The sequence below is a fragment of the Streptomyces sp. STAM6 genome (genome assembly GCF_054963715.1).
In genome coordinates, this window is record NZ_JBUEFZ010000094.1 from 1 (window position 1) to 513 (window position 513).

A 513-nucleotide genomic window follows, 5' to 3' on the forward strand; every position below is an offset into this window, starting at 1 on the left:
CTAGTAGGGCTTGGTCAGGTTCAGTCTTTGGTGGCGTGTCCGGATGGCTGGCAGGGTCGTTGATCGGGTGTGATGGCTGAGGAATTGGTTGCGGTCCGGTGTGATCTGGAGGATTTCGCGGCGGAGGTGTTCGAGCCGTTCGCGCGGGCGGATCAGCGTCGGTGGGGGTCGGTCTACCTGCGTGGGCTGCTGACGGACGGCGGACGCAAGTCGGTCGAGCCGATGGCCGCCCGGCTCGGGGAGGAAGGAAACCGGCAGGCTCTGGCCCACTTCATCACCTCCAGCCCGTGGGACCCTGCCCACGTGCGGGCCCGGCTCGCGTGGATGATGCAGGCGGCGATCAAGCCGACCGCACTGGTCATCGACGACACCGGGTTCCTCAAAGACGGCGATGCCTCGGCATGCGTGACGCGGCAGTACACCGGCACCGCAGGCAAGGTCACCAACTGCCAGGCAGGGGTCTCGCTGCACCTGGCCGGCGACCATGCCTCCGCTGCGGTCGACTGGCGGCTG

General features: G+C 67.6%; 1 protein-coding gene. It reads left to right on the top strand.

What is annotated here, in order from left to right:
• Positions 1 to 72 precede the first annotated feature (72 nt).
• The coding region (locus tag ACY34K_RS33875) for an IS701 family transposase (protein ID WP_462754115.1) at positions 73 to 513 on the top strand (441 nt) is incomplete at its 3' end.